18 protein-coding genes are annotated in these 18469 nt (G+C 64.2%); 8 read left to right on the top strand and 10 right to left on the bottom strand.

Annotated elements, in window-relative coordinates; all coding sequences use genetic code 11:
- Positions 1-53 precede the first annotated feature (53 nt).
- Both THIDRDRAFT_RS02480 and THIDRDRAFT_RS02475 read left to right on the top strand, forming a co-directional pair.
- Positions 54-2270, top strand: a complete 2217-nt coding sequence (locus THIDRDRAFT_RS02480; protein ID WP_007039213.1) for a RelA/SpoT family protein — start codon at positions 54-56, stop codon at positions 2268-2270.
- A 61-nt stretch (positions 2271-2331) separates the two neighbouring features.
- Positions 2332-3447, top strand: a complete 1116-nt coding sequence (locus THIDRDRAFT_RS02475; protein WP_007039212.1) for a phosphotransferase enzyme family protein — start codon at positions 2332-2334, stop codon at positions 3445-3447.
- Positions 3448-3453: 6 nt separating this feature from the next.
- On the opposite strand, the gene THIDRDRAFT_RS02470 is transcribed toward THIDRDRAFT_RS02475, so the two are convergent.
- Complete coding sequence (locus tag THIDRDRAFT_RS02470; RefSeq protein ID WP_007039211.1) at positions 3454-4107, bottom strand: PilZ domain-containing protein; 654 nt, start codon at positions 4105-4107, stop codon at positions 3454-3456.
- Positions 4108-4396: 289 nt separating this feature from the next.
- Here THIDRDRAFT_RS02470 and THIDRDRAFT_RS02465 point away from each other — a divergent pair, with 289 nt between their 5' ends.
- Genes THIDRDRAFT_RS02465 through sdhB form a run of 3 tightly spaced genes read left to right on the top strand, consistent with a single transcriptional unit; the run spans position 4397 to position 7673 of the window.
- A complete protein-coding gene (locus tag THIDRDRAFT_RS02465; protein ID WP_007039210.1) occupies positions 4397-5029 on the top strand; it encodes a succinate dehydrogenase/fumarate reductase transmembrane subunit in 633 nt (210 codons plus the stop codon).
- Complete coding sequence (gene sdhA, locus THIDRDRAFT_RS02460; RefSeq protein WP_007039209.1) at positions 5026-6912, top strand: succinate dehydrogenase (quinone) flavoprotein subunit; 1887 nt, start codon at positions 5026-5028, stop codon at positions 6910-6912. The genes THIDRDRAFT_RS02465 and sdhA overlap by 4 nt, the downstream gene beginning before the upstream one ends.
- An 8-nt stretch (positions 6913-6920) precedes the next feature.
- Positions 6921-7673 (top strand): succinate dehydrogenase iron-sulfur subunit, encoded by a 753-nt coding sequence (gene sdhB, locus THIDRDRAFT_RS02455; RefSeq protein WP_007039208.1) that lies wholly within the window; start codon positions 6921-6923, stop codon positions 7671-7673.
- Here the strand turns inward: sdhB and THIDRDRAFT_RS02450 are convergent.
- From THIDRDRAFT_RS02450 to THIDRDRAFT_RS02440, 3 genes are all read right to left on the bottom strand, one after another.
- Positions 7656-8171: a bacteriohemerythrin gene (locus tag THIDRDRAFT_RS02450; RefSeq protein ID WP_007039207.1), complete on the bottom strand. Its 516-nt coding sequence runs from the start codon at positions 8169-8171 to the stop codon at positions 7656-7658. The genes sdhB and THIDRDRAFT_RS02450 overlap by 18 nt on opposite strands.
- A gap of 141 nt (positions 8172-8312) precedes the next feature.
- The gene (locus THIDRDRAFT_RS02445; protein ID WP_007039206.1) at positions 8313-8768 is read right to left on the bottom strand and encodes a hypothetical protein; all 456 of its coding nucleotides are present in this window, start codon (positions 8766-8768) and stop codon (positions 8313-8315) included.
- A 31-nt stretch (positions 8769-8799) separates the two neighbouring features.
- Complete coding sequence (locus THIDRDRAFT_RS02440; RefSeq protein WP_007039205.1) at positions 8800-9102, bottom strand: hypothetical protein; 303 nt, start codon at positions 9100-9102, stop codon at positions 8800-8802.
- A gap of 95 nt (positions 9103-9197) precedes the next feature.
- Between THIDRDRAFT_RS02440 and THIDRDRAFT_RS02435 the strand changes: the two genes are divergently transcribed.
- The 3 genes from THIDRDRAFT_RS02435 (at position 9198) to THIDRDRAFT_RS02425 (ending at position 11523) form a co-directional block, all read left to right on the top strand.
- The gene (locus THIDRDRAFT_RS02435; protein ID WP_007039204.1) at positions 9198-9794 is read left to right on the top strand and encodes a histidine phosphatase family protein; all 597 of its coding nucleotides are present in this window, start codon (positions 9198-9200) and stop codon (positions 9792-9794) included.
- Between the two features lie 110 nt (positions 9795-9904).
- Complete coding sequence (locus THIDRDRAFT_RS02430) at positions 9905-10960, top strand: 3-deoxy-7-phosphoheptulonate synthase (RefSeq protein WP_007039203.1); 1056 nt, start codon at positions 9905-9907, stop codon at positions 10958-10960.
- A gap of 89 nt (positions 10961-11049) precedes the next feature.
- Positions 11050-11523: a DUF4124 domain-containing protein gene (locus tag THIDRDRAFT_RS02425; RefSeq protein ID WP_007039202.1), complete on the top strand. Its 474-nt coding sequence runs from the start codon at positions 11050-11052 to the stop codon at positions 11521-11523.
- A 94-nt stretch (positions 11524-11617) separates the two neighbouring features.
- Here THIDRDRAFT_RS02425 and mtgA read toward each other — a convergent pair whose 3' ends face one another.
- The 6 genes from mtgA to THIDRDRAFT_RS02395 all read right to left on the bottom strand — a co-directional run.
- Entirely contained in the window at positions 11618-12463 is an 846-nt protein-coding gene (gene mtgA, locus THIDRDRAFT_RS02420; RefSeq protein WP_281054753.1) for a monofunctional biosynthetic peptidoglycan transglycosylase, read from the bottom strand.
- Between the two features lie 197 nt (positions 12464-12660).
- Positions 12661-14418, bottom strand: coding sequence for a BatD family protein (locus THIDRDRAFT_RS02415; RefSeq protein WP_007039200.1), 1758 nt, complete (start codon positions 14416-14418; stop codon positions 12661-12663).
- On the bottom strand, positions 14412-16052 hold the full coding sequence (locus tag THIDRDRAFT_RS02410; protein WP_007039199.1) for a tetratricopeptide repeat protein: 1641 nt from the start codon (positions 16050-16052) through the stop codon (positions 14412-14414). Before THIDRDRAFT_RS02410 ends, THIDRDRAFT_RS02415 begins: the two co-directional genes overlap by 7 nt.
- Before the next feature lie 56 nt (positions 16053-16108).
- Positions 16109-17170, bottom strand: a complete 1062-nt coding sequence (locus THIDRDRAFT_RS02405) for a vWA domain-containing protein (RefSeq protein WP_007039198.1) — start codon at positions 17168-17170, stop codon at positions 16109-16111.
- On the bottom strand, positions 17163-18203 hold the full coding sequence (locus THIDRDRAFT_RS02400; protein WP_007039197.1) for a VWA domain-containing protein: 1041 nt from the start codon (positions 18201-18203) through the stop codon (positions 17163-17165). The genes THIDRDRAFT_RS02405 and THIDRDRAFT_RS02400 overlap by 8 nt, the downstream gene beginning before the upstream one ends.
- Positions 18196-18469 (bottom strand): DUF4381 domain-containing protein (locus THIDRDRAFT_RS02395; protein ID WP_007039196.1); only part of this gene is annotated, 274 nt, incomplete at its 5' end. The genes THIDRDRAFT_RS02400 and THIDRDRAFT_RS02395, both read right to left, overlap by 8 nt.

Here is an 18469-nt window from a genome sequence, read left to right as displayed (position 1 = left end):
ACCCGCGCACGACATCATTCCGGCGCGGGCCGCGCCTATGGAGGCGATCCATCATGGTCAAACCCGTCTACAACCTTCCCGATTCGAATACCGATGACGCAACGGCAATGCGGCATTGGCTCGACACCCTGACACAACATTATCCAGGCGAAGAGCACGCACAGATCGCACGAGCCTGCGAGGCGCTCGCACGTTACCGAGGCGATCACCGCATCGAGACCGGCGAGACCCAGGTCAGGCACGTCCTCTCGACGGCCGACATCCTGGCCGGGCTGCGCATGGACTACGAGACGCTGGTCGCCGCCCTCCTCAACGGGTGTCTCAACCAGACCGGCCTGACCGAAGCCCAGATGCAGGAGCAATTCGGCCACAACGTCGCCCACATGGTCGGCGATCTGGCGCGGATCGGACAGATCGCCAACGTAAACGCCATCATCGCCGCCAAGGATCAGCCCCAGCACGAGGAGAATCTGCGCCGACTCCTGCTCGGCATCGCCGAGGACGTGCGCGTGGTGCTGGTGGTGCTGGCCGAGCGCGTCCATCTGATGCGTGCCATCAAGGACCTGGAGCCCGAACGCCGCACCAAGATCGCCCGCGACACCCAACGGGTCTACGCACCGTTGGCCAACCGTCTCGGCATCTGGCAGATCAAGTGGGAGCTCGAGGACCTCTCGCTGCGCTATCTGCAGCCGGACGAATACAAACGCATCGCCAAACTGATCGCCGAACGGCGCGAGGAGCGCGAACAGTACATCGCGACGGTCATGCAAACCCTGCGCGAGGCCTTCGAGCAAGCGGGTATCAAGGCCGAGATCACGGGCCGTCCCAAGCACATCTACAGCATCTGGAAGAAGATGCGGCGCAAGGGCGTGGATATCGCGGAGATCTTCGATCTGCGCGCGGTGCGCATCATGGTGGAGACGGTCGCCGACTGCTACGCCGCGCTCGGCCTGGTGCACGGACTCTGGAGGCACATCCCCAAGGAGTTCGACGACTACATCGCCACACCCAAGGGCAACATGTACCGCTCGCTGCATACGGCGGTGATCGGCCCGGAGGACAAGTCGCTGGAGGTGCAGATCCGCACCTACGAGATGCACCGTCACTCCGAGTTCGGTGTCGCCGCGCACTGGGCCTACAAGGAGGCCAAAGGGCATGACGCCGAGTTCCAGCGCCGTCTGGTCTGGATGCGCAACTGGCTGGAGCTCAAGAACGAAAGCGACGACTCCAGCGATTTTCTGGAGCGCTTCAAGGCCGAGTTCGAACCGGTGCACATCTATGTGCTCACACCTCAAGCCAAGGTAATCGAGCTGCCCAGGGGCGCGACGGCGCTCGACTTCGCCTATGCCATCCATTCCGAGGTCGGCAACCGCTGCCGAGGGGCACGGGTCAACGAGCGCATCGTTCCGCTCAATCAGGCACTCAACAGCGGCGACACGGTCGAGATCCTGACCCAGAAAAATGCCGTCCCCAGCCGCGACTGGCTGAGCCCGCACCATGGGTATCTCACCACGGCCCGGGCGCGCAACCGGGTGCGCCAGTGGTTCAAGCAGCAGAACCTGGAGCACGACCTGCACGAGGGTCGCATCGCCCTGGAGCGCGAGATCGCTCGGCTGGGAATCGTCGAGAAGCCGCATCCGGACGATCTCGCGCCCAAATTCAACTTCAAGCGCGGCGAGGATCTGCTGGCCGCGATCGGACGCGGCGATCTCGCGGTCGGGCAGGTGGCACGCCAGGTCGGCGAACCCAAGGCGGAAGAGCCCAAGGACAGCGAACCCAAGATCAAGGCGCCGCCGAAGCACAAGACGACCCAATCCAGTAGTGCGGTCGTTGTGGAGGGGGTCGACGACCTCATGACCCAGATGGCCCAATGCTGCAAGCCGGTGCCCTACGACGAGATCGTGGGCTTCGTCACCCGTGGCCGGGGCGTCACCATCCATCGCCGGAGCTGTTCCAACATACGCCATCTGCCCACCGACGAGGCCGAGCGACTCATCCAGGTCCGCTGGGCGGACCAACCCGCCAAGGTCGCCTATCCGGTCGATCTACTCGTCATTGCGGGCGACCGCAAGGGGCTGCTGCGCGACATCTCATCGACCTTCTCCGACGCGGACATCGACGTCATCGGGGTCAACACCCATTCGGAGCGGAGCACCGACACCGCCTCCATGCGCTTCACGGCCGAGATCCAGGACGTGGGGCAATTGGACCGCCTGATCGCCAAGCTCCAGCAGATCCCAGAGGTGCTGGAGGTCCGTCGTTCCTATTGACGCCAAGAAGGGACGCGCCGGGCGCCAATACCTCATGTCCACCCAATCGGGACGATCGACCATGCAGAGTCAGTCGGAGAATCGGGACGCGATCCGCCACGACGGGACGTCACTGCGCGCCATCGCCGCCAAGTTCGACGTTTCAGGCCCTATCGACACCCTCGGGCGCTTGGGCCAAGGACTCATCAACGACACCTTTCGGCTCGATACGGGCGGACTGAGCTACATCCTGCAACGCATCAATGGTGCCGTATTCCCGCAACCCGAGCAGATCATGGCGAATCTGCTGACGCTCTCCGAGTTCCTGCGCAAGCGCGGAACCACAGAGCCACGCTTGCCCACACTCATCCTCGCCCGAGATGGACGGCCCTTCGTCCGGGATGGGGACGGCCATGTCTGGCGGCTGATGGAATTCATCGCTGGGACACGCACATTGAGCCGGATTGCGCATCCAGATCAGGCCTCCGAGGTCGGGCGCATTCTTGGCGGCTTCCACGGCACCCTGTCCGAACTACCAACGGAGCGGCTCGGCATCTCGCTCCCCGGCTTCCATGACACACCGGGTTATCTGAAACGCTTCACGGAGATCTCGGACCGGCGGCGCGACATCCCTCTCGACGCCGATCTCGAAGAGGCGTACAGCTTCGTCGCGGCACGGCATACGTTGGCCAATGTTCTAGAGCGGGCGCGCGATCAGGGGCGTCTGCCGACGCGCATCACGCACGGCGATCCCAAGCTCGACAACATCCTTTTCTCGGCCGACGAACGCGCGTCCGTCGCACTGATCGACCTGGACACGGTCCAACCGGGCCTGGTCCTTCACGATCTGGGCGACTGTCTGCGCTCATGCTGCAACCGACACGGCGAGGGAATACGCGAGGCGGAGACGGCCGAATTCGATCTAGGAATCTGTGCGCGAATCCTGGCCGGCTATGCCGAGGGATCTGGACCTCTGTTGCGGCGGGAAGAGGTGGGCCTGCTGTATGAGGCCGTCCGACTGGTACCGTTCGAGCTGGGTCTACGCTTTCTGACTGATCACCTGGAAGGGGATCGCTATTTTCGCGTGGATGAACCGGGACGGAATCTGCTCAAGGCGCAGGTGCAATTCGCGCTGGTGCGCAGCATCGAGCGACAGGAACGCGAGATCCGCGCCGCGATCGAGGAGGCATTCGGCTGAGCCCCCTCAATCGACCTCGCAGCCGACCGTCTCGCCGTCGTCCGCCTCCTGCAATTCCTTATGGCGACTCAAGATGTAACGTCCGAGCAACTCGCGCGCGTTCTCTTCCAATGGATCGAAACGAATCCCCAACTGGACGTGTTCGTCATCGAGCTGGCTATGGCGCACCACGTAGCCGAGCAGACGCACGTATTCGACCTGCCCGGGCAGAATGAGCTCAAGACCCTTCAGCTGCCCCTCGATGCTCGGCAATTGATCCGCGCGCTGTTCGATCGCCATCCCCGTATAGGACAGATTGACCACGCGCGGCTGATCCAGAAGACCGCTGCTGTCGCGAATCCGTATCTCCTCGCTTGGAGGAACACGCCAGCTGCGCGAACGCTCGCCGCCCTCCAGAATCTCGGGGACGCCGATATCCAACGTCAACTCGCCATTTCCGACGCGGTTGCCCAATTTGAGCGGAAACCGCAGACGATGCCCCTTCCAGCCGGCTTGCAGCTCGATACGCGGGCTCTCCGAAAACGCATCCAAGAGACCGGCTGCGTCCTTTGGAACACGCAGCCAACCACCCACCTCTTCGTCCGATTCCGAATCGGCATAGAGCTGGCGGATGTACTCCAGTTCGTCGGATGACAGAATATCCTGGTCGGATGAAGACACTGCTGATTACCCAAAAGGCGTTCCAAGACATTGAACGCAAATGATATTCGACGACTCGATTCGAGACCGCATCACCCCATTGCCTAGGACGAAAAACACCCAGACATGGAAGCGATATAGATTTCAGACAATTATCCCTTTCACGGGTTCGCGTCAGTTGACGCGAATCAACTGATCGTCACGGGCCAGGCAGCGTATCGGTGGCTTTCGCCTCGAAATGCGCCCGATCAGTGCCAGTCGCATCGAGCAAACCTATGCTTGACGCCGAAACCAGCTATTCGGGTCAGCCATGAACGCCTCGCTCGATCATATCCATTTTCTGCTGCGACGGCTCCATTCGCTGTTCGGATTGATCCCGATCGGGGCCTTCCTGACCTTCCATCTCTGGGAGAACTCCCAATCCCGCTTCGGTGCCGATCATTACAACCTTGAGGTCGTCTCCGCGCTACAGGAGATGAACTACCTCCCCTTCATCGAACTCTTCGTCATCGCACTGCCCCTACTCTTGCACGCCGCCTATGGCCTGGCCATCAGCGGCCAAATGCGGGCCGAACTCTCTCGCTATCCCTATGCACGCAACCGTTTCTATTGGCTGCAGCGCATCTCGGGAATCGGCATTCTCGCCTTTCTGCTGTTCCATGTCGGCACGACACGCATCCAGGGACTCTGGCAGCCAGCCGTCCGGGACGATCTCTACGGACACATGCAGACTCTGCTGACCGACCCGCTGGTCTTCGGACTCTATACGCTGGGCCTGCTACTGTCGGTCTTTCATCTGGTCAACGGCCTCTCGACCATGGCAATCGTCTGGGGTCTGACCACCTCGGCCCAGGCACAGCGGTTGTTCGGCTATCTCTGCATCGGCTTGGGTCTTCTGCTCGGGGCGATCGGCATCCACGGGCTGCTAGGCTTCCTGCCATGAAGATCCCACTACAGGCCATCGTCATCGGGGGCGGGCTCGGTGGACTCTGGGCCGCACTGCGAATCGCCGACGCCGGATTCCCGCTGCAGCTGTTCTCGCTGTTCGAGGTCAAGCGCAGCCACTCGGTGTGCGCCCAGGGCGGTATCAACGCGGTGCTCGACACCAAGGGCGAACGCGACTCGGTCCGCCAGCACATCATCGACACCATCAAGGGCGGCGAGTATCTCGCCAATCAGCCCCCGATCAAGAGCCTGTGCGAGCACGCCCCTGGACTGATCCGAACCTTCGAGCGCATGGGCGTCACCTTTTCACGCACCTCGGAAGGCATTCTCGATCAGCGTCTCTTCGGCGGAGTCAAGAACAGACGCACCTGTTTCGCGGGCGCCAGCACCGGTCAGCAGCTTCTGTACGGGGTCGATCAACAGGTTCGACGGCTGGAATCGCTGGGACGAATCGAAAAATTCGAGTGGTGGGAGTTTCTCTCGCTGCTCCAGGACGCCGACGGAACCTGTCGCGGTATCGTCGCCATGGATCTTCGAAGCCTGGAGGTGCGGGCCTTCCCCGCCGAGGTGGTCGTCCTGGCAACTGGCGGTTTCGGCCAACTCTACGCCCCCAAGACCACGACCTCGACCAACTGCACCGGCGCCGCCGCGAGCCGCTGCTATCAGCAGGGTGCCCGATTCGCCAACGCCGAGTTCTTCCAATTCCACCCGACGGCAATGCTCGGCAACGACAAGACCCGGCTCATGAGCGAGGCCGCACGCGGCGAGGGTGGACGCATCTGGGTGCCGCGCAATCCGGGCGAGCATCGTCCACCGCGCTCGATCCCCGAGGGCGAGCGCTTCTATTTCCTGGAGGAGTTTTTCCCCGCCTACGGCAACACGGTCGCCCGTGACGAGGCGGCGCGCGCCATCTGGCGCGTCACCCGCCAGATGGGGCTCGGCATCGGCGGCTCGGACCGGGTCTATCTGGACCTGACCCATCTCGATCGCGGGTTCGTCTCGAAACGTCTGGGCGCCATCCTCGATATTTATCGCAAATTCGCCGGAACCGATCCGCTGAACGCACCGATGGAAATCTTCCCTGCCGCCCACTATCCCATGGGCGGTCTCTGGGTCGACTTCGAGCGCGACGCATCGGGCGGCATGCGCCCAGGCAGTCCGAGCAATCAGGCCACCAACATTCCCGGACTCTACGCCTGCGGAGAATGCGACTATGCCTACCATGGCGCCAACCGCCTGGGCGCCAACTCGCTCCTGTCGGCGAGCTTCTCAGGCCGGGTCGCCGGCGAGTCGGCGGTCAGCTATCTGAAAGGGTTAGTGCGCGACTCGGCGGTGCCGAGCGAAAGGATGCTGCGTGCCGAAGTCGAGCGTCAGACCGCTATCAACCAGGCATTCATGGAATCGGATGGACCAGAAAACCCCTACCGTCTCCACCGCGAGTTGGGCGAACTCATGACGTCCAAGGTCGGTGTGGTACGCACCAATCCCGACCTGGAGATGGCGCTCGAAGAGCTGCAGAGGCTGCGCGAACGGCTGAGATCGGTGCACCTTGGAGACAGTCGGACCTGGGCCAATCAGACACTCGCATTCACCCGCCAATTGCGCGACATGATCGAGCTGGCCATGGCGGTCGCCCGCAGCGCCTTGGAACGCGACGAATGCCGGGGCGCCCATTACAAGGCCGCGTTCAAGATCCCGATCCCGGACGGCACGTTTCCCGGCGACCCGGAGTACGAGGACTATCGGATGCGCTGGAAGACGAACAACGATCGCTGGCTGAAGACGAGCGTTGCGGAATGGACTCCGGACGGCCCCAGAATCCGCTACGAGGAGGTGGATCTCAGCGTCTATCCGCCAACGGATCCACGCGACTATCGGTGAGGCCCAAGATGAAGGAGTGGATACATCTCAGAATCCGCCGCCAGGATGGACCCGAAACGCCACCCTATTGGCAGACGTTCAGGCTGCCCTATGCGCCAGACCAGAATGTCGTCTCGGTACTGATGTGTCTGCGAGAGAATCCGATGACGACCGACGGCCGCCAGGTCGAACCGGTGGCCTGGGATCACAACTGCATGGAGGAGGTGTGCGGGTCCTGCGCCATGTCGATCAACGGGGTGCCGCGCCCGTCCTGCTCGGCGCTGATCGACGATCTGGAGCAGCCCATCGTGCTGGAGCCGCTACCCAAGTTCCCGGTGGTGCGCGATCTGCTGGTGGACCGCGCGCGCATGGATGCAGGACTGCGCCGGGTGAAGGCATGGATCGAGATCGACGGCATCTGGGACATCCATGAGGGCGCGCCCCGTATCTCGCCGGCCGAATGGTCCGCCAGCTATCTCTACAGCCGCTGCATGAGCTGCGGCTGTTGCATGGCGGCCTGCCCTCAATTCGGCCCCCAATCGGATTTCATCGGACCCGCGCCTCTAGCCCAGGTCCGACTCATGAACGCCCATCCCACCGGTCGCTACGACAAGACCGAACGGCTGCATCGCATCATGGCCTCAGGCGGACTGAGCGATTGCGGCAACGCCCAGAATTGCGTGAGGGTTTGCCCCAAGGAGATCCCTCTGACGACTGCAATCGGCGAATTGGGTCGTCAGACCACGCTTCAGTCGTTGAAGGACCTATTTGGCCAAGGTTGAGCGAAGACCGGAGCGGTAGCTGGATTGCAGCTGTCTCAGCGCCCGTGGCTCCTGATCGTTCGAGACATCCTTGCCACACAGACGAAAATAGACGTCAGCGAACTCCCGGTCGGCGCCAAGAATATGTGCGAGCAGCCAATCGGAAAGAATGCACTGGATCGACTCGTCGAAGACGTGCAGCCCCTCCGCCCGCCATTCCCGCAGCAAGGCGGTGAACTCGGCCAACAACAGGGCATGCTCGCTCTGATGTTCGCCAACACCCTCGTAGTCGAACGCGCGCATGAACTCTTCCTCGCGCTGCAGATGCTGACGCATCTCGTCGCCCAGTTGGCTCAAGGCATCCAGCAATGCCATCGCATCGCCGGAACGTCCGGCCGAGGCCTCGGGACAGAATCGCACGCAGATATCGCTCAGCCTTTCGATCAGGGCGCGATGGTCTTTATCCAGGACATCGATGTGCAGTGACCACTCATCGCGCCAGGTTAAAAGTTTTGACATAGAATCCTCCATCTCTCGGGCCGGTCGACCCGATCGTTATAGATGGCGCCGAAGCGCCGAACTGACGTGGCTTCTGGGACGGCGGACGTCCCAAACGGCTCCCTGTCTTGCTTGAGCGATCGCAGTGACTTCGCCGAGTCTTCAGCGAGCAACAGGAAAAGGCAGGATCCGCCCTTCCCAAACCCCGCCCTCTTCCACGAGCCGCCGCTCAAGCGTCTTAGCGACCTCCGATGCCAGGTCGGACAAGAGTCGCCGCTGAATGTCCTTTAGGCCACTAAAATAGTAGATCACTTCGCAGGAAACGGGAGTGGAAAGCAAGTCCCGTCGGACGACCGGACGCCAGGCGATCCGAATCAATCGCCCGCCCTCACCATTGCGATGGGCATAACCCCCGACAGCGTCGACGAAGACCACCTCGTCGCGATCGATGACGGCCAGATACTGCATCGAACGAATAGGCACGAAGACGCCCTTGTCACCCGCATCCCGACGCAGCGATGCCAGCGCGCCATAGAGACTGGCCGGAATACGGGTCTGCTCGCGGGCGACCTCGCGATCGGGTCGAAAGAAGGTCTCGCGCACGAAATAGCTGGACATGAACCCCTCCAGCGCTGGGACGCCAGGCGCCTCAATCGCCCTCGTCGAGTTCGGGATTCCACCCGGCCGCGCGGGCCTGGGCGATGGCCGCGTCGTAGATGCGCGCATGACGCTCGCGCAACTCCGGCGGCAGATTGGAAGCCAGATGGCCATAGGGCTCCCATGCCGCACTCACCTTGTCGTAGAGTGCGTCGATGCCCTGGATGGTCCAGCCCTCGCAGGTCTCCTCCTCGGGCAGCAGGCCGAAGACCCAGGCGTCGCGAATGATATTGGCCGTTGGAGTCATCCCGCCCTGTTCTTGTTGATGAATGCCTTCGTAGATCTTGGATTTCATGATGTCATCTCTCGCATTGAATCTGGCCCGTCGCCCCATCCCGCTACATCGCGGCACATCCCCCTTTTCACCAAGCACTCCGAAGAGGAGCCAGCATGACTGACACCCTGATCGACCTCATCCGTCACGGCGAACCCGAGGGAGGACAACGCTATCGCGGCGGTGGAACGGACGATCCGCTCTCCGAATTGGGCTGGGACCAGATGCGCGATGCACTGGGAGAATCGGCCCCCTGGGATCGCATCATCACCTCGCCCATGATCCGCTGCCAGCACTTCGCAACCGAGCTGGCCGAACGACATGGCCTGCCGCTCGCGATCGAGCCCGCCTTTCGCGAGGTCGGCATGGGCGTCTGGGAGGGCCGCGCGCATGCCGAAGTCGCCGAAAGCGAACCGGAAGCATACGCCGCCTTTTATCGCGACCCGGTCGGCTCCCGTCCAGCAGGGGCCGAGCCGCTGGACCGTTTCTGCGCGCGCGTGGCCGAAGCCTTCGATCGCCTACTGGAGACCGACGCCGACCGGCATGTGCTGATCGTCTGTCACGCGGGGGTCTCTCGGGCTGTCGCCGGACATGTGCTCCACATGGAAGCGGAACGCTGGTACGGCATCAACATCGACTATGCCGGCATCAGTCGTGTCCGCTCGGGACGCTTCGGCCCCGTCGTGGACTTCATCAACCGCCACCGGCTATAGGCCAATCCTGCAGATCACCGGAAAACAGCGTCAGGACAAGGCTTTGAGCCGACTGCGGAGCACTTCTGGGTTTATACTTGAGCGTTTTCCGAATCATCGCAACGCCCACAATGCACCGTACCGACGATCTGCGCATCCGCGAAATCACCCAAGTCCGCTCCCCGAACGAACTGCATCAGGAATACCAGCTCACCGAGAAGGCAGCGGACACCGTCTACAATACGCGCCACGAAATCCAGCGCATCCTCCACGGCAACGACGACCGCCTGCTAGTCGTGGTCGGCCCCTGCTCCGTGCACGATCCAGAAGCCGCGCTCGAATACGCCCGGCGTCTCCTGCCGCTGCGCACCGAGCTCGCCGAAAACCTGTTGCTGGTGATGCGCGTCTATTTCGAGAAGCCGCGCACCACCGTCGGCTGGAAGGGACTCATCAACGACCCGAACCTCGACGGCAGCTTCGAGATCAACAAGGGGCTCGGTATCGCCCGCAAACTGCTGCTCGATCTAAACGAGATGGGCATCCCTGCGGGCACCGAGTTCTTGGATCTCATCAGCCCCCAATACATCGCCGACCAGGTGAGTTGGGGCGCGATCGGCGCCCGCACCACCGAGAGCCAGGGCCATCGCGAACTGACCTCGGGTCTCTCCTGCCCAATCGGATTCAAAAACGCCACCAACGGCGACGTCCGCGTCGCCATCGACGCCATCCATGCCGCCGCGCGTCCGCACGTCTTCATGTCGGTGACCAAGGAAGGCCAGTCGGCCATCTTCAACACCACCGGCAACGTCGACACCCACATCATCTTGCGCGGTGGCCAGCGCCCGAACTACGACACCGAGAGCGTCAGCATCGCCTCCGAGAAGATCCTCGAATCCGGGCTGACGCCCAAAATCATGATCGACTTCAGCCACGCCAACAGCAACAAGCGCCCCGAGAAGCAGATCAGCATCTGTCAGGACGTTTCGGGGCAGATCGGCCGTGGCGACCGTCGCATCATAGGCGTCATGATCGAGAGCCATCTGGTCGGCGGGCGACAGAACGTGGGGCCGAACACGGACCTCATCTTCGGTCAGAGCATCACCGACGCCTGCGTCAGCTGGGACGACACCCTACCCATGCTGCACGAACTCGCCGAGGCGGTCGCGAAACGCCGTAGCTGCTGCTAATCCATCGGCCCCGTCAATGCGGGGCCTATTGAACACCTTTCGTCTACTGCTGTAAGGTCCCCTCTCGAACTGAGAAGGGGACCCAATCCATGCACTATGCGCCCCGTAACGCCCTGCGCCTCGTAGGTATCGGACTCCTGCTCGCCGGCACGGCCGCTCAGGCCGAGCTTTACAAGTGCAGGGGAACAAACGGGCACACGACCTACCAGCAAACGGCCTGTGAGGCGACCGCCCAATCCGCCGACCTCTCCGTCGACACACAGGCCCCCAAGAACGCCCCATTGGCCGAGGACTACTCGGTCGGGAAACAGCTCGAATCCATGCGCGACGCGCGCACAAAACGTGCCCTGGCGCGCGAACAGGCCCGCCACGCCGAAGAGACGGAACGTGCTCGACGCACTGACACGAACCGCTTCGACGCCGCCAAGTGTGCCAGACACCGCAGCGAGGTTGCGAAGTGGCACCAGAAGGTGCTGAACGGCTACCGCACCCGCAGCGAAAAGGACTTCAACCAGAACAAACTCGCCTACCACCAGGCACTGGTGGAACGCTATTGCGAATGAGGGACCGACTCCACCCCGTAACCCGGATGGAGCGAGAGCACAATCCGGGCACCCTCGCCGACTGGCGCGGCGGTGAATTCGACGAACGGTGTCGTCACAGTCGATTCAGATAGCGCTTTCCACCCAGCCGACGGCTCTGATCCAGAATCCAGTCGGCGCGCCATCGCAACCGCTCCGACGGCCGGTCGAGCTGATAGATTCCGGGCGCGGGCAGCACTCCGATCAGCAAGGCAGACTCTTCAGGCGTGAGTTCGGTGGCGGAGTGGTGGAAATAGCGCCGGCTGGTAGCCTCGATCCCGTAGGTACTGGGGCTGAACTGGGCGATGTTGAGATAGACCTCCAGGATGCGCTCCTTCGGCCAAAGCGATTCCACCGCCAGCGTGAACCAGGTCTCCACCAACTTGCGCCACCAGCCCGAGCCCGGCCAGAGAAAGAGATTCTTCACCGTCTGCTGGCTGATGGTGCTGGCGCCGCGCAGACGACCGCCTTGAACATAATCGGTCACCGCATGACGGATCTCAATCAGATCGAACCCCAAATGATCCGGAAAACGCTGATCCTCCCCCGCGATGGCGGCCAAACGCATGCTGGCCGGAATACGCTCCCATGGAATCCAGACATGCTGGTAATAGGGCGGGTGCTGGTCGAGGCGCCAAACGTTATAGGCATGCCGCAGCATGAAGGCCGAAGCGGGCGGATCCACCCAGCGCAGGATGCCGACCAGCAGCAAGCTGGACAGCATGAGAAACACGAGCATCGCGACCGCCCCACGCCAGATCCAAACCAATAGACGCGCCCAGAGGCCGAGACGTCCCGCCAGGATTCCATCACCTCGCTCGGGCAATGGGTCCGACGCCATCTCCGGCTCGGGATCGGCAACCGCCGCCTCCGTGGACAATTCGCCCAGGGGGACACCCTCGCCTTCGATCGACTCGGGCAAATCGACAGGTTCGAGGGTCTCCGACAGGGGATCGGAGCCGTCGCGACAAGCGGAGGGCGGGTCATGGATTGGCACGGGAGAGCAAGGATAGCGGCTGGTCCGGAAGGCGTTCCAGAAACGAGTCGAATACGGACCAGAAAATGGACGATCCCGCGCGCCCTCTCAAGTCGTACGCATCGTCTCCCGGTTCGAACCGATTAGCGGGGATTCAGCTCGGGCAGCGCGGCCCAGCGCACGCGACCGACTGCACGCCGGCCATGCAGCAACGCGGCCCGACGCCCAACCTGTCCCATCAGCTCGCGCTTCCAACGACCGAAGTCGAGCGGCCGGTGAGCGAAACGCGCCGCGTCCATCTGGTCCATGAGCCGCTTCAGCACCGCCGGATCGGCACCTGGACGATAGAGCCGGATCTGACGCATCAGCGACGATTGGGTGAGATCGCCATGCGCGGACAGACAGACGCGCGACTCGGCCTCGAACAGACGGCACCATTCGGCCGCTGTCTCGGCCCGGTTGGCGCGACGCACGCAATGCAGGAAGCGACTGCTCGGGCTCATCGACCGGTACCAGGCCGATCGCACTGCCTCCCGCAGGGACCCCAGCGTCCAGCCGCCCAGATAGCGTCGTAACAGCACAACGATCAGACCCAACCCGACGACCAGGCCGCGCCACCCGAGTTTCAACAGATCCGCCCCGGCCTGGAGCGGACGACCGCGATAGAGCACGCCGACCCAATAACCGGCCACCAGCAGCATGAGCGCACCGACCGGCAGCCAGACCTTGAGCCAAACCGAAGCGGAGAAGGCGCCCGCGGACAGACCGAACGGCCCGCCACCGCGCACGTTCAGGGTCTTGAGCGGCAACCGCGTCACCTCGCGCACGCCCCGCTCGACGTTCCACCAGGCGATGCTCATCTCGGGCAGGGTGATCCGACCGCCGGTTTGGGGCACCAGGGTGTAATACTCGGTGCGGCGCGCGAGCAGACGACGTTTGTCGGAGGAGAGCTGGGTGTCGGTCAGGGTCTGCTCGCGATAGACGCGGAAGCCTTCGCCGCGCAACTGACTTTCAAGACTCGGCAGCTGGACCGCCGTGGCACCGGCAGCCGAGATGTCCAGGGTCAGGGTCACCGGCTGACCCGGCTCCAGCATGCCCTCGCGATCCAGCGTCGACTTGAGACTCAGCGACTCCAGCGGCAACCAGGGCTGCACCGATGACATGGAGGGCCGCACCTGCAGCCGCACCGGACGTTCGGTCTCGGCCTCGAAGCGCTGGCCGTTGGCCCAACGCCCCAGCGCACGAATCGGCGGCAATTCGAGCTCACCCGTGCGCAACGAAACCAGTGTGGCGACGAAGCTGTTGACCACCTCGCGCCGGCCATCGATCTGGCGCGAATCGGTCGTCGGTCCCTCCAGCGTTTTCATCAGCACATCGTTGGTCGACGGCAATTCCAGATCCAGCGTGCTCGGACTGCTCTGACTCACGAGTTCGAGCGTCAAGACCACCGGCTGTTGGAGATAGGGTGCGGATTCGACGAGCGACCAGCTCAAACTGGGCGCAGCCGGACCCGACGAACGCCCAGAGGGCGGAGCATAGGACGACGGCCAACCCGAGGGATAACCAGGCGCGCCATAGGACGGCTGACTCGGTGCGGACGGCGGATAGGTCGGCGGCACACCCTGGGCATTGCTCGGCGACAAGGGACGATACTGGGGCGTCGCGGGCTGAGCGGGCGCGCCCGTGCTGGGTGCCTGTCCTTGGGGATTGGGGGCTTGACCATAGCCCGGCGGCTGGCCGTAATAGTGCGGCGCATAGTAGCCCCGACCTGGATAGGGCTGCATCGGGTAGGGCTGGCCGTAATAGGGCTGAGCCTGGGCAGCGCCCAACAGACAGCACAACATCAGGCCAATCAGCCAAGGCCATCGCCCGCTCCAGGAATCGGCGGATGTCCTCACCACGGCCTCACCTCCCGCCAGCCACCCGTCATACCCTGTATCTGGCGCATCTCATCGAGTCGGAACTGGTTGCGAATCAAAAGGCTCGAGTCTCCCTGAATCTGTCGGAGACGCTGTTCCATGACCGCCATGCCCGGACCGCCCATCGCCCGCATCCCCTCAAGCGAGGGCATCTGGCCCTCATTGGTCTGGGCGTCCATATCGACACCGGGCTGACGACCGAGCTGGTCGAACCGATCGACCGCACTGGCATCGCGCGCGTCGAGCGACGCTGGAAGACGCATGCTCTCAGCGCCGGCCGGTCCAGGACCGCCACCGCGCCGCTCGCTCGCCGGACGATTCGGGTCCGAGCGTCCCCCATCGCCTTCCTCCGACTTGGGCCGATCGCCGCCTTCGCCCTCCTCGCCCCGATCGCGATCCGAGCGGCCCTTGGAGCCCTCGCCATCCTCGCCCTTACCCGGCCCCTGCTCGCGGGGCTCGTCGCCGCCCGCGCCCTGGTCCTCGGCGTCGCGCTCGGAAGACTCGCGCCGACCGCGCTCATCGCCCTTCTCTCCGCGCCCCGACTCCTCGCTCGTCGAATCATCGCGACGGCTCTGAGCGTCCCGTTTCGCATCCTCGCCACGGTCTCCGCGCGCATCGCTGCTCGACTCACGCTCGCCCGACTCACCGTCCGCATCGAGACGCTCACCGCCCTTGCCACGCGCATCGCGGTCCGCGTTCCGCCGATCACCGTTGGCCCGATCCTGATCCTCGCCCCGATCGCCGCTTCCATCGGTGGTCTCGCGACTGGAGGCCCCGTCCTGGCCGCTCGACGCATCGCCCTGGCCGGAATCCCCTTGCTCGGCCGTCGACTCTCCGCCCGATTGATCCCCGGAACCACCTCCCTGACCGCTCTCGCCGGATGAACCCTCTCCGGACTGCTCCTGCTGCTCCGATCCGGATGAATCGGACGGCTGAGGCTCGCCATCGCCCGACTGCTGTTGCTGATTGTCCTGCTGCTTCTCGTCCTGTTTCTGACCGGACTTCTGCTGCTGGGATTGGGAGTCCCGCGACTGCTCCGACTCCTGCTTCTGGCCCTGCTGGGATCGTTCCTGCTCAGACCGCGTCTCCTCGGACGATGTCTGTTTGGACGCATCCTTGCGTTGCTCGTCTGTCGAGCGGTCGCCGGACTGAGCGTCCGCCGCCTTATTGAGTTCTTTCTTGGGGGTATCGGTCCGGTCGCGGAACTGCTCCTGTTCGAGCCTGGCCAGCATGGAGCGCGTCAATGCCAGATTGAAGGCCGCATCCTCGTGGGAAGGATTTCCGGCCAGCACGTCCTCGTAGGCCTCGGCCGCACCCATGTAATCGCCGAGCTTGAAGCGGGCATTGCCCTGGTCGTAGCGGGCCGACTCGCGGAAGGCGCCCGAATCCACCGCGCCGAATGCACGCTCGGCCTCGGCATACCGCCCGGCCCGATAGAGCGCGACACCACGCCGATAGGGATCCTGGAAAGACTCGGCGGCCTCGGCGTAATCGCCTGAGCGATAGGTCTCGTAGGCCCGCTGCGCGTCGGTCTCGAACCAGCCCGCGTGCGCGGGCGAAACCGTCAGATAGAAAACGGGAACCGCAAAGGCGCAAAGGACGCGAAGACAAATCATCGAGACCCTTTGCGCTCTTCGTGTCCTTTGCGGTTCAAAAATTCTTGCTCGAATCATCATTGAGCATCCTCGGTCTGACGGGCCGGACGGCGTCGGCGTGACGGCAGACTGCGGAACTGCGGGATCAGCAGCACGGCCAGAAGCAGCACGGGCAGCCAATAGCGCTCGTTCCAGATCCGGGTGCGGGCGTCGCTCGCCTCGGGCGGAAGTCGGCTGGTGGCGGCGGCCTCGAGGATCTGCTGGGTATCCGCGTCGCGGAAATCGGCGCGCAGATAGAGCCCCTTGCCCCGCGCCGCCAGGGATTCGAGCAGCGGCTCGTTCAATGCGGAACGCACCGGCGCGCGGTTCGGATCGCGCGGATCCACCACCACGCCGCCCTGGGGCGCCGGGACGGTCGCGCCCTCAGGCGTGCCGACGCCCAGCACGTGCAGCCTCACACCCTGGTCCGCAAGACGCCCCACCTGATCCGCAAGCCCCGGCTCCTCGAAGTCGCCGTCGGAGATGAGCAGAATGGAGCGTGCGCTGTCCTCGGGCAGACCGGCGAGCAAGCTCTCGGCGCGGGTGAGCGCGCGGGTCGGACTGCTGCCCTGCAGGTTGGGACTGGCCAGATCGGCCGAGAGCGCCGGCAGGGCGTTGAGGATGCTGCCGATGTCCTCGGTAATGGGCGAGAGCACGTGCGGCACGCTGGCGAAGACGATCAGCCCCAGCCGTACCTGCCGGTCCTGGACGATGAGATCCTGCAGCTCCTGGCGGGCGCGGCCGAGCCGGTTCGGGCTCACGTCCTCGGCCAGCATGGAGCGCGAGATGTCCAGCAGCACCAGCAGGTTGTTTCCCGGATGGAAGAGGCGGATGTCGCGATAGTCCCAGCGCGGCCCGGCCATGGCCGTCAGCAGCAGGGTCCAGAGCAGACACCAGCGCAGAAAGCGGCCCCAGCGCTCGGAGGTCTTGAGATCGCGCGTGCCGGTCAGATAGGGCAGCAGATGGGGATCGGCATAGCGATGGATGGCGCCCTGGGCCGCCTTGGCCGCGCTGCGGGCCAGCCAGACGGCGACCGGCAGGATCAGCAGCAGGCCGAGGAACCAGAGCGGCTGGTCGAAATGGAAGCCCGTGTCAGTCACTGGCGAACCTGCGTACGAAGCGCTTGCGTCCCTCGGGGAAGAGCCCCAGGCCGAGCAGGGCCAGGAGCGCCATCCCCAGGGGCCAGCGGTAGAGTGGTCGAGGCAGATAGGCGGTGCGCGCCTGGGCCTCGGTCTTTTCGAGCTGTCCGATGCGCGAGGAGATCTCCTCCAGGGCACGGGTGTCGGTGGCGCGGAAATAGCCGCCGCCGGTCAGGTTGGCGATCTCGCGCAGGGTGTCCTCGTCCATGGTGAGATCCTCGCGGTAGCGCACGCTGCCGTCCTCGAAGATGGGGATGCTGGTCTGGTTGCTGCCCACCCCCACCACATAGATGCGCACCCCGGCCGCGCGGGCCAGCATGGCCGCCTCCTTGGGCGCGAAGCTGCCGGCGTTGTTGTCGCCGTCGGCGATCACGATCATGACCCGCGAGCCCTCGGGCCGCTCGCGCAGTTTCTTGACGCCGAGCGCGATGGCGTCGCCCAGCGCGGTCGCCGGACCGGCGATGCCGGGCACCACGCCGTCGAGCAGCTGACGCACCGCATGCCGGTCGAGACTCAGCGGCGAGAGGATGAACGCCTGGCTGCCGAAGAGGATGAGCCCGACCCGGTCGCCATCACGCGCGTCGATGAAGCGCCCCATGACGCCCTTGACCACCGCCATGCGGTTGACCTGACGGCCCTCGACGCTGAAGTCGAGCGCCTCCATCGAATGCGAGGCGTCGACCGCGATCATGAGGTCGTAGCCGGGCGTGCTGATCTCGGTGTAGGGGGTCAGCCACTGAGGACCCATCAGGGCCAGGACCAGACCGAGCCACAACAGATAGAGGAGTGCGCGATGCAACCAGCCGGCGAGCTGCAGACGCGGACGGCGCGCGTTGAAGGCGGTTCGCAGCTCCTCCAGCGCCGGATGCAGCAAGGTGTCGCGGCGCCCTTCCAGCCCCCCCTCCGGCTGGACGCGCCGATCGGGCCAGAAGCGGGCGATCAGCAAGGGCAGCGGAAGCAGCAGGGCGGCCCAGGGCCATTGGAACTCAAACATGACCGCCCTCCCCCGTCGGCGAGACGGCACGACGCCGGCCCGGCAGTCGAAGCCGACGACCCGAGCCCGACTTGGGCTTGGGGGCGCTCACCCAGCCGTCGGCGGCATCGATCAGTTCCTCCAGCCCGGCGGCCATCGCCCCGGATGGCGCATAGGGCGCGACCAGCAGCGACCGGCCGCGCTCGCGCCAGGGAAAGCCGTTGGGATCCTGCTCCGCCAGCCAGCCGAGCCAGTCCTCGCCGGTCAGCCCGGCGCAGGCGGGCCGG

Source organism: Thiorhodococcus drewsii AZ1 (assembly GCF_000224065.1).
In the GTDB taxonomy this organism is placed as follows: domain Bacteria; phylum Pseudomonadota; class Gammaproteobacteria; order Chromatiales; family Chromatiaceae; genus Imhoffiella; species Imhoffiella drewsii.
Note: the sequence above shows the minus strand (reverse complement) of the source record. Positions and strands in the feature narration are given on the sequence as shown.